This is a genomic window from Aeromonas sp. D3 (genome assembly GCF_027705025.1).
GTDB classification, from domain to species: domain Bacteria; phylum Pseudomonadota; class Gammaproteobacteria; order Enterobacterales; family Aeromonadaceae; genus Aeromonas; species Aeromonas salmonicida.
Window position 1 is genome coordinate 18,756 of record NZ_JAPDBE010000023.1, and the last position, 10,059, is coordinate 28,814.

Genomic DNA, 10,059 nt, shown 5'->3' on the forward strand with positions numbered 1-10,059 from the left:
CTTTAACTTGTTATGGAGTCGGGATTAACCAGTCGACGGATAAAGGGCAGCAGGTCTGATGCCAGCATACCTCTCTCTCCGTCTGCGGCGGCCAGATCGGCCGCTTCCCCGTGGATCACGGCTCCCAGCCGGGTTGCCTCGACGGCAGACCAGCCCTGAGCCAACAGGGCGGCGATTATACCAGACAAGAGATCGCCCATGCCGCCACTGGCCATGCCGGGATTGCCCTCATCACAGAGCGCGATTTGCTTGCCGTCATCAATGAGCGACCCCGCGCCCTTGAGCAGCACTACGCCGCCAAAGCGTTGCTGCAGGCGCCGCACAGCGGCAAAACGATCCGCTGCAATGTCAGCAATGGAGCAGCCCAGCAGGCGTGCCGCCTCACCCGGGTGAGGCGTGAGCACCCAATTATCCTGATGACGGGGACATAGCGCCAGCCAATTCAATTCATCGGCGTCCAATACCAGCGGTAACCTGTCATTGACCAATAATTCAAAATGGCGCCGCCCCCATTCGTCCTGACCGAGTCCCGGCCCCACCAGCCGCACCGTGGCCCACTGCTCATCCGGATCAATCACTGAGTTCATCAACTCGGCTTGATAGAGGCTGACGGGCCCATGACTCGGATGCTGGCACACCCGTACCAGACCCGCTCCCGCCCGCAGGCAGGCAAGACCCGCCAGTACTATGGCTCCCTGCATGCCCACATTGCCCCCGGCCAGCAGCACCTTGCCGTGGGAGCCCTTGTGAGCCGAGCGCTGGCGCGGGGTAAGCAGGTGTTTGAGGCCGGGATAATCAATCCGCTCAGCCGCCGCTTGCAGCGTCTCCTCTGGCATGACTCCGAGGGGATCGCAGTCGAGCTGGCCCACCCCATCCACACCATCGCAGGTAAGCATGCCCTGCTTGATGCCAATGAAGGTGAGGGTGCGAGTGGCGCGCACCAGCGCCCCCATGGCGCAGCCGGTATCGGCATTGAGGCCGGAGGGCAGATCCACCGCCAATACAGGCGCGCCCAAGCTATTGATTGTTGCGACGATCTTTGTCAGAAGCGGCGAGAGGGGGGTATGGACACCCGTGCCAAGCAGTGCATCTATCACCAGGTCCGGCGGCGGCAGTGAATCCAGCTCGCTGGCGCCTGCCATCAGCACAGTCTCCCCCAGCGCCAGCCAGTCATCGGCGGCTCGCCTGGCATCCCCTTTCAGCTCGTCAGGCGCCCTGGCGGCGATCACCCGGGGTTCAAGGCCTATCTGTCTGGCGAGACGCGCCAGCACATAGCCATCTCCGCCGTTGTTGCCCGGGCCGACAAAGATCCACCAGCGGCAGCTCCGTGGCCAATGATGGGTGGCGTAGGTACGCAGCGCCGCACCGGCACGCTCCATCAGGGCGTAGAGTTCCTGCCCTTCTCGCTCGGCCCAGCGCTGCTCCAGCGCGCGGATCTGTTCAGTCCGCCACAGTGATTGTGGTAAACTGCGCACCTCTTTCCCGCTGATAGCATCCCCGATGACCTTTACCATGACGGCTCCTGACTTTCATCCATTAGCCCTGGCTGAGACGCTTCGGGCACGCGATGCGACATGACCACATCTGATTTTCACTGCCGGTTGACCCAGGACATCAAGCCTTTCGGACCAGATGCAGCATGACCATACCTGATTTTCACCGTCGATTGACTCTGGATATCAAGCCTGTGGGGCTCGATGCCGCATGACTACGCCTGATTTTCAGCAGTTGGCTCACGATATCAAGCTATGGGCAGGCGAGCTAGGATTTGACCAGGTCGGTATCACGGACACGGACCTTACCCTCGAGGAGCCCAGGCTGCAGGCCTGGCTGGATGCAGGCCATCACGGCAGCATGGACTACATGGCCCGACACGGCATGATGCGGGCCCGCCCCCATGAGCTGCTGCCGGGCACACTGCGGGTAGTGTCGGTGCGCATGAACTACCTCCCCTTCGAGGCGGGTTTTGCCGCCACCCTGCGCGATCCGACCCTCGGGTACATCAGCCGCTACGCTCTCGGCCGCGACTACCACAAGGTGCTGCGCAACCGCCTCAAGCAACTGGGGGAGCGGATCGAACAGCGTTGTCAGGCGCTGTTTCAAACCACCCAGGACACAATGGGAGAGTGGCGCCCCTTCGTCGACTCGGCCCCCATACTGGAGCGGCCGCTGGCCGCCAAGGCGGGACTGGGCTGGGTCGGCAAGCATTCGCTACTGCTCAACGAATCGGCCGGTTCTTTCTTTTTTCTGGGGGAGCTGCTCCTCGGCCTGCCCCTGCCCATCGATGCCCCGGTGGAAAAAGAGCAGTGCGGCAAGTGCGTGGCCTGCATCAATATTTGCCCGACCGGTGCCATAGTCGCGCCCTATGTGGTGGATGGGCGCCGCTGCATCTCCTACCTCACCATAGAGAACGACGGTCCCATCCCGGAAGAGTTCAGGCCGCTCATGGGCAATCGCATCTATGGTTGTGACGACTGCCAGCTCATCTGCCCCTGGAATCGCTATGCAGATGCAAGCCCGGAACCCGACTTCAAAGCGCGTCCCAACCTGCACCGCCCGCCCCTGCTGGAGCTGTGGCGCTGGGCCGAGAGCGAATTTCTCAAGCACACTGAGGGGAGCCCGATCCGGCGCATCGGCTATCAACGCTGGCGCCGCAACCTGGCGGTGGCGCTTGGCAACGGCCCGGCTACGCCAGAGGTGATCGCCGCCCTGCAACTGGCGCTCACCAGCGCCGAGCCCATGGTGGCCGAACACATAGCGTGGGCACTGACGACCCTGGCCAAACGCCAGCAGGATGACAACAAAAAGACACGCTTGCTGATCCGTTGTATCGAAAAAGGTCTGCCGGATCACGCATAAGCGATCTGCCCCTTGCCGGATGCACACCATTTTTTCATGCTCTGTCGGCGGTTAACCGTCGGCACCATAAGCACTATAAAAGGAACAATCTGATGCAGATGTTGGGAGTGGATATCGGTGGCTCAGGGATCAAGGGATGCCTGGTCGATACCGAAACAGGCGAGCTGATTGGCGAACGCCACCGTCTGGCAACACCGCAACCGGCGACCCCGGCGGCCGTGGCACATACCCTCAAGGCACTGGTAGAACACTTCCAATGGAAGGGCCCTGTGGGTTGCGGCTTTCCCGCCACCATCCACAACGGCATTGCCAAGAGCGCGGCCAACATCGACAAGAGCTGGATCGAGACCGATGCAGCACACCTGTTTTCGGATGTGACCGGCCTGCCCTGCCATGTGCTCAACGATGCCGATGCGGCGGGTCTGGCCGAGATGCGCTTTGGTGCCGGCAAGGATCGCAAGGGGATCATCATCCTCATCACTGTTGGTACCGGCATAGGTACAGCCGTGTTCGTCAACGGCCAGCTGCTGCCCAACACCGAGCTGGGTCACCTGATGCTGGAAGGCATGGTTGCCGAGCACTACTGCTCGGATGCGGTGCGCAAGCGGGAGGATCTCTCCTGGAGCCGCTGGGGAAAACGCTTCAACAAGTATTTGGCCAGACTGGAGTTTCTGTTCTCCCCCGACCTCTTTATCCTGGGGGGCGGCAGCTCAGCCAAGCTCGACAAATTCATCGATCGCATCGAAACCCGGGCTCCGCTGGTGGCAGCCGCCAGTCTCAATCAGGCTGGCATCATAGGGGCTGCCCTTCATGCGGCCGAACGCAGCGCCGAACAGCAGTAAGGCGGCATCCCCTCTTTGGGTCGATGATAGAAAAGAGGCCCGGCAAATGCCGGGCCTCTTTCGTTGCACCTTTACCGCGGCTAGATGTCGTCGAGCCGATGCACACCGTGTACCAGTCGGGTCAAGCGGGTTTGTTCCAGCGACGCCAGCGAAGTCAGCAAGGCAGCCGTCTCGTCGGTCGGGCACTCGCGGGCCAGATGGCTCAGCTCGCCGATGAGTTTTTCTTCCTGACGACACACCTGCTGCACTATGTCCTGAGTCTGGGCACTGGCAGGTAGTGCCAACCGCTGGATCTCGGGCAGCAGATCCTCGCTGAAGCCCCGCTCCAGCCAGGTTTCCTTGACCCCCTGACTCAGCTGTCCCTGATAATCGTGCAGATGGGCACTCGCTTCATCCTCCCGCCCTTGCAGATACGCCAGCAACATGCGGCTGCGCTCGCCATCCACTTCTGCCATCCATCGCCCATAACAGAGTCCGAGCTGGTGATGAACCTGTTCGAGGTAAGACAGCAAATCCTTGATCTGTTGAAATCGCATCACTCACTCCTCCTGCCACGCCACACCTGTTGAGTATAAAAAACAACCACACATATCCCAAACCAAAGGAGGTCGCTTTTTGTGCTGCATCAAGGGGATGGATAACAAAAGAGATAAAGGAACAAAGTGGAACGATTTGTGCCATCTTGGTGGCAGCCAAAGAGTGCGAACAGCACTCCTGCCTTCATGACCAACAAAACAGATAATTAAAGCAGATTATCCAGGCTATATTCGGAAAAAATCAACAATAGCCAAATACAATATTGCGGCCTGATAAACCACTGTCGTCGTTAGTCATCCAGCGGGAATCCTTATCAGTTTTTTAGACGTCTAGACGTAGAAACATGCGTTGACATAGCCATCCAGACATCTTAGCATCATCCTCCATGATGACAGAGTAACCCAGTGGAACCTCTGCCCAATTCACCCGCCTGTAGCGCCCTGTGCTTTAAGGCTGTTAGCACGGAAGAATCCATGATTAAGTTGATCGGTCTCAACAAAGTCTACGGTAAAGGCAGTGATGCCGTGCACGCCCTGCGTGACGTGAGCCTGCATGTGCCACAAGGCAAAATTTTCGGGGTGATCGGTGCCTCCGGTGCCGGCAAGAGTACCCTCATCCGTTGTGTCAACCTGCTGGAGCGCCCGACAGAGGGGCAGGTCATCGTCGACGGCCAGGACCTGACAGCGCTGCCGGAGCGGGAGCTGACCCAGGCCCGCCGCCAGATCGGCATGATTTTTCAGCACTTCAACCTGCTATCCTCCCGCACAGTGTTCGCCAATATCGCGTTCCCGCTGGAACTGGCAGGCTGGAGCAAGGCCCAAATCCAGACCCGGGTCGGCGAGTTGCTGGCGCTGGTCGGGCTGGAAGCCCGCGCCCACGCCTATCCGTCCGAACTGTCTGGCGGCCAGAAGCAACGTGTCGCCATCGCCCGCGCCCTGGCACCGGCTCCCAAGGTATTGCTGTGTGACGAAGCCACCTCGGCCCTCGACCCGCAGACCACACGTTCGATCCTGAGCCTGCTCAAGGAGATCAACGTCAAGCTGGGGCTCACCATACTGCTCATCACCCACGAGATGGATGTGGTGAAGGGGATCTGTGATGACGTGGCCATCATCAGCGACGGCAGTCTGATCGAGCAGGGCGAGGTCGCCTGGTTCTTCAGCAATGCCAAGACCCAACTGGCCCGTGATTTCATCCACTCCACCATCCATCTGGAGGTGCCGCAGGAGTATCAGGACCGCATGAGTAGCGAGCGGGTGACAGGCAGCTATCCGCTGGTGAAACTCGGCTTTACCGGCAGCACCGTCGATACACCGCTGATTTCAGAGGCGAGTCGTCGCTTCAACATCGATATCAGCATACTGAGCGCCGATATCGAGTACGCCGGGGGCGTCAAGTTCGGCTTCCTGCTGGCAGAACTGTTCGGGGATGAGGCCCAGTGCGAGGCGACTCAGCAGTTCCTGATAAACAACCATATTCAGCTGGAGGTCATGGGTTATGTCCGCAGCAACGACTGATCTGCTCATCACTGCCCTCAAGGGCTGCCAGACGCAGTCCCTGATCACAATCGCATTCAGCTGGAGGTAATGGGTTATGTCCGAAGCCATGATTAATCTGCTGGTCACCGCCCTCGGTGATACCCTGCTGATGGTGTTTGCCTCCGCCCTGTTTGGCTGCCTGCTTGGCCTGCCCCTTGGGGTAGCATTGCACGTCACCAAGGCGGGCCAGATCCTGGCAAACCCGGCCCTGAACAAGCTGCTCGGCATCCTTGTCAACATTGGCCGCTCCGTGCCCTTCATCATTCTGCTGGTGGCCATCATTCCGCTGACCCGGCTGATCGTCGGCACCAGCATAGGCACCATAGCCGCCATAGTACCGCTGACCATAGGAGCCGTGCCCTTCATCGCCCGTCTGGTGGAAGGTGCTCTGATGGAGGTGCCGGACGGCTTGCTGGAAGCGGCCAAGGCCATGGGTGCCAAACCTTTGCAAATCATCACCAAGGTGCTGCTGCCAGAAGCCCTGCCCGGCATCATCAACAGCGTCACCATTACCCTGGTCACACTGGTGAACTACTCCGCCATGGCCGGTGCCATCGGAGGGGGTGGCCTGGGCGATGTGGGTATTCGCTACGGTTATCAGCGCTTTGACCCCACAGTCATGCTGGCAACCGTTGTGATTCTGGTTTTACTGGTTCAAATCATCCAGAGCGCGGGTGAGCGCCTGGTCAACACATGTGATCATCGTTAATCGTCGATTTCTGACAGGAGGTTTTTATGAAATTTGGCATTAAATCCGTTGCGGCTGCCTTGTTGGCTGGCCTGGTACTGGCCGGTTGCGGTCAAAAAGAAGAGAGCAAGACCCTGAAAGTAGGCGCCATTGCCGGGGCGGAATCCCAGCTGGTGGAAGCCGCGGCCAAGGTCGCCAAAGACAAGTTCGGTCTGGATGTCGAAGTGGTCACCTTCTCCGACTTTGCCACCCCGAACGTGGCCCTGAACGATGGCAGCATCGATCTGAACGCTTTCCAGCACAAACCGTATCTAGATAGCCAGGTCAAGGATCGCGGCTTCGATCTGGTACCGGTTGGCAACACCTTCGTCTACCCCATCGCTGGCTACTCCAAGAAGATCAAGGCCCTGGCCGATCTGAAAGAGGGCGCGCAAATCGCCGTGCCGAACGACCCGACCAACCTGGGCCGCTCTCTGATCCTGCTGCAAAAGCAGGGCCTGCTGACCCTGAAAGAAGGCACAGGTCTGGAAGCGACAGTGCTCGACATCGCCAGCAACCCGAAAAAGCTGAAGATTGTTGAACTGGAAGCGGCACAGCTGCCACGCTCCCTGGAAGATGTGGACCTGGCCATCATCAATACCGTGTATGCCTCCCAGATCGATCTGCTGCCAGGCCGTGACGGTCTGTTCGTGGAAGACAAGGATTCTCCCTATGTCAACCTGCTCGTCTCCCGTGGCAACAACAAGGATGACGCCAAGGTGAAGGAGTTCGTCCAGGCCTTCCAGAGCGACGAAGTGTACAAAACTGCTGACGAATTGTTCAAAGGCGGCATCGTCAAAGGTTGGTAATCACTCACTCAGCAAAAAAGGCCACGCCAAGCGTGGCCTTTTTTATTGCCGCGGTTATCATAACCGGGAGCACGGCAACACGAACGTAACAGAACATGAAAAAATGGTATCTGGCCTACTGCAAGCCAAAGGAAGAGGCCCGCGCACGCGCCCATCTCGAAGCCCAGGGGATTGAGTCCTATTACCCCATGGTCGAGATCGAGAAGCTGCGACGGGGCAAGCGTGTCCCTGTGCGGGAACCCATGTTTCCCAACTATCTGTTTATCTATGTGGATCTGGAGGAGGTCACGCCGGTCACCCTGAAGTCGACCCGTGGCATCAGCCGCATCATCCACTTCGGCAAGGAGTGGACCGCCATCAGCAGCCAGCTGGTTTATCAGTTGATGAGCCGTGACGACAGCGACGAGGCGAGAGCCAGCTACGCCAACCTGCCGACCCAGGGCGACAAGGTATTGATCGAATCGGGCCCATTGGCCGGATTCGAGGCGATTTATCTGGAACCGGATGGGGAGAAACGCGCCATCCTGCTGGTCAGCCTGCTCAACCAGGAGACCTCCAGCAGCTTCGACAATCAGGCTTTTCGCCGCCTGTAATGACCCTCATCAAGCAGGCGTTCATGACAAGCAACGCCTCATTCCTTCAGCAGCTTCGATAATCAGGCTGCCTGCCGCCTGTACCAATGCTGAGGCGGGCCATCTGGCCCGCCTCATTTATTTATCCAGATCATCCGCCTTGGCGGCGTTATCAGGCTCCCAGTTCGAAGCGACTGATGACGGACGTCAAACGACCCGTATCCTGTGCCAGTCTGGCCACTATCTCTTCCCCCTGCTGGCTGCGCTGGCTCGATTGCCGGCTCAGCCCGGCGATCTCTTCCACTGTGCCCGCCACCTCCTGGGCAACCCGCGACTGCTGCTCGGTAGCGGTAGCAATAGCCCCCAGCTGACCGGACAGATCCTGCACCAGCTGCAGCATGGTATCCAGGGTCTGCGTCACAGAGGCAACGGCGTTGCGGCCCTGTTCGACCAATTGGGTACCGCTGCCGACCGTGCTCACCGTCTGGCGGGTCTGTTGCTGAATGCTGGCGATGGTCTGACTGATCTCCTCGGTTGATTGACTGGTGCGACTGGCAAGCAGACGCACCTCATCGGCCACCACGGCAAAGCCACGCCCCTGCTCCCCGGCCCGCGCCGCCTCGATGGCAGCATTGAGCGCCAGCAGATTGGTCTGCTCGGCTATGGTAGCGATCACCTCGGTCACCCGGCCGACCTGTTCGCTCTGGGCACTGAGCAGCCCCATGGCCTGATTGGCCTGAGCTATCATGGCGGCAATCTCCTGCATTGTGGTGGTCATGCGACCGAGGGCACTGCCCCCTTGCTGTGTCTGTCCCTCAGCCTGGTGGGCCACTCGAGCCGCCTCGGCTATGTTCCCCGCCACATCACGTGTGCTGACCGACATCTGTTCGATCGCCGCCGCCACCGTATCCACCCGCTGATTCTGACTCGCCAGATCGTCGACGATGGCCCTGGTGGTGTTACCCACCTCGACACACGCCCCCTCCACCTGCCCCACGGCGCCCTGGATCTCGCCGACCAGCTGACGCAGCTGCAGCGACATCTGGTTGATGGATCCCGTCAATCCACCCAGCTCATCCTGACTCTGCACCGGCAGAGGGCGGGACGGCAGACGGCCATTGGCTACCTGATCGGCCCGCACCACCAGACTTGCGATGTCCCGGGTCAGACGGCGACTGAACAGCAGGGCGACCAGGGTGCCCAGCACTATGACGGTCAGGGTAGCCAGCAACAGGGTACGGTTGATGGTCTGACCGGCACTGGCCATCTTCTCCCCCATGCTGTCCACTTCAGAGCGAGTCTGGGTCACCTGGGCGGCCAGCTGACTGGCCAGCTGGGTCAACGCAGGTTCTATGTCGGTTGCCATCAGATGATTGGCCTGATCCCAGTCCGGGGCCTGACGCTTGCTTATCACCTGACCGACCAGTTCGGCAAAGGGCGCTGACATCTCTTCAAACAGCGACCAGAGGCTCTTCTGAGCCTCGGAGAAATGGGCCTTCTGCTGTTTCAGTTCGGCAACCCGCTGCTGATGGAACTGGTAGTAATCCTGATACTTGGTGCCATATTCGGGGTCACCCGAGATGAGGAAGTCGCGCAGGGCTGAGAGGGCATTGGAGAGGCTGTTATACGCATCCCCCACCTGCTTGAGCAGCAGACGGCGATCCCCTGGCAACTGATCCTGCGGGGTGGCCACCTCTTCATTGGCGAATGACTGCAACTGATCGAGGGCCGCTTCTGCCAGCGGACCCGCCTCCAGCAGCATGAGCGTGTGGGCGGGCAGGTTCTCCTCTGTGTGGGCGATGGCCCATACCTGCTCCTGGCGTCCTTTGAAGGCCTTGAGCGACTGGGCAAGCGCGGGAGTGAACTGCTGCTGCTCGATGGCATGCCAGGCCTCTTCCCACTCCTGTTTGAGGCGGGAGGCCTGGGCCGGATCCTTGCCGAGGATGAGATAACCACGCAGGGAGGAGACGGTGGCCACCAACGCCTTCTGGCTCGCCTCATCCCGTTGCAGGGCAGGCAGCGCCTGCTCCAGCAGCGCTGTCTCGACCTCGCCGATCCGGCCGAGCTGGTGATAGACAAGGCCGGAGGAGAGGATCACCAACAGATTGATAAAACAGAAACTAAACAACAACTTGCTTGAAATTTTCATGAACGTCCTTGTTCAACTGCGGGCAT

Annotated in this window: 9 protein-coding genes; 6 read left to right on the top strand and 3 right to left on the bottom strand. The window is 59.7% G+C overall.

The genetic code is table 11. The features are described from left to right. Positions 1–2 precede the first annotated feature (2 nt). Positions 3–1,514 carry an NAD(P)H-hydrate dehydratase gene (locus OKC28_RS13975; RefSeq protein WP_270689837.1) on the bottom strand — a complete coding sequence of 504 codons (1,512 nt, stop codon included), beginning with the start codon at positions 1,512–1,514 and terminating at the stop codon, positions 3–5. Between the two features lie 190 nt (positions 1,515–1,704). Here OKC28_RS13975 and queG point away from each other — a divergent pair, with 190 nt between their 5' ends. Together queG and ppgK are read left to right on the top strand one after the other, a co-directional pair. After that, entirely contained in the window at positions 1,705–2,859 is a 1,155-nt protein-coding gene (gene queG, locus OKC28_RS13980) for a tRNA epoxyqueuosine(34) reductase QueG (protein WP_265456383.1), read from the top strand. Positions 2,860–2,951: 92 nt separating this feature from the next. Then, positions 2,952–3,701: a polyphosphate--glucose phosphotransferase gene (gene ppgK / locus OKC28_RS13985; RefSeq protein ID WP_005311650.1), complete on the top strand. Its 750-nt coding sequence runs from the start codon at positions 2,952–2,954 to the stop codon at positions 3,699–3,701. 80 nt (positions 3,702–3,781) lie between these two features. On the opposite strand, the gene OKC28_RS13990 is transcribed toward ppgK, so the two are convergent. Beyond that, on the bottom strand, positions 3,782–4,237 hold the full coding sequence (locus OKC28_RS13990) for a hypothetical protein (RefSeq protein WP_270689841.1): 456 nt from the start codon (positions 4,235–4,237) through the stop codon (positions 3,782–3,784). Positions 4,238–4,711: 474 nt separating this feature from the next. Here OKC28_RS13990 and metN point away from each other — a divergent pair, with 474 nt between their 5' ends. The 4 genes from metN (at position 4,712) to rfaH (ending at position 7,905) form a co-directional block, all read left to right on the top strand. Next, the gene (gene metN / locus OKC28_RS13995; RefSeq protein ID WP_270689843.1) at positions 4,712–5,755 is read left to right on the top strand and encodes a methionine ABC transporter ATP-binding protein MetN; all 1,044 of its coding nucleotides are present in this window, start codon (positions 4,712–4,714) and stop codon (positions 5,753–5,755) included. Between the two features lie 76 nt (positions 5,756–5,831). Further along, positions 5,832–6,485, top strand: a complete 654-nt coding sequence (locus OKC28_RS14000) for a methionine ABC transporter permease (protein ID WP_017411745.1) — start codon at positions 5,832–5,834, stop codon at positions 6,483–6,485. Between the two features lie 26 nt (positions 6,486–6,511). Then, positions 6,512–7,312: a methionine ABC transporter substrate-binding lipoprotein MetQ gene (gene metQ, locus OKC28_RS14005; RefSeq protein WP_005311642.1), complete on the top strand. Its 801-nt coding sequence runs from the start codon at positions 6,512–6,514 to the stop codon at positions 7,310–7,312. Between the two features lie 95 nt (positions 7,313–7,407). Next, positions 7,408–7,905, top strand: coding sequence for a transcription/translation regulatory transformer protein RfaH (gene rfaH, locus OKC28_RS14010; protein WP_005311640.1), 498 nt, complete (start codon positions 7,408–7,410; stop codon positions 7,903–7,905). Positions 7,906–8,056: 151 nt separating this feature from the next. Here rfaH and OKC28_RS14015 read toward each other — a convergent pair whose 3' ends face one another. Further along, positions 8,057–10,033 (bottom strand): methyl-accepting chemotaxis protein, encoded by a 1,977-nt coding sequence (locus OKC28_RS14015; protein WP_270689847.1) that lies wholly within the window; start codon positions 10,031–10,033, stop codon positions 8,057–8,059. Between the last annotated feature and the right edge of the window lie 26 nt (positions 10,034–10,059).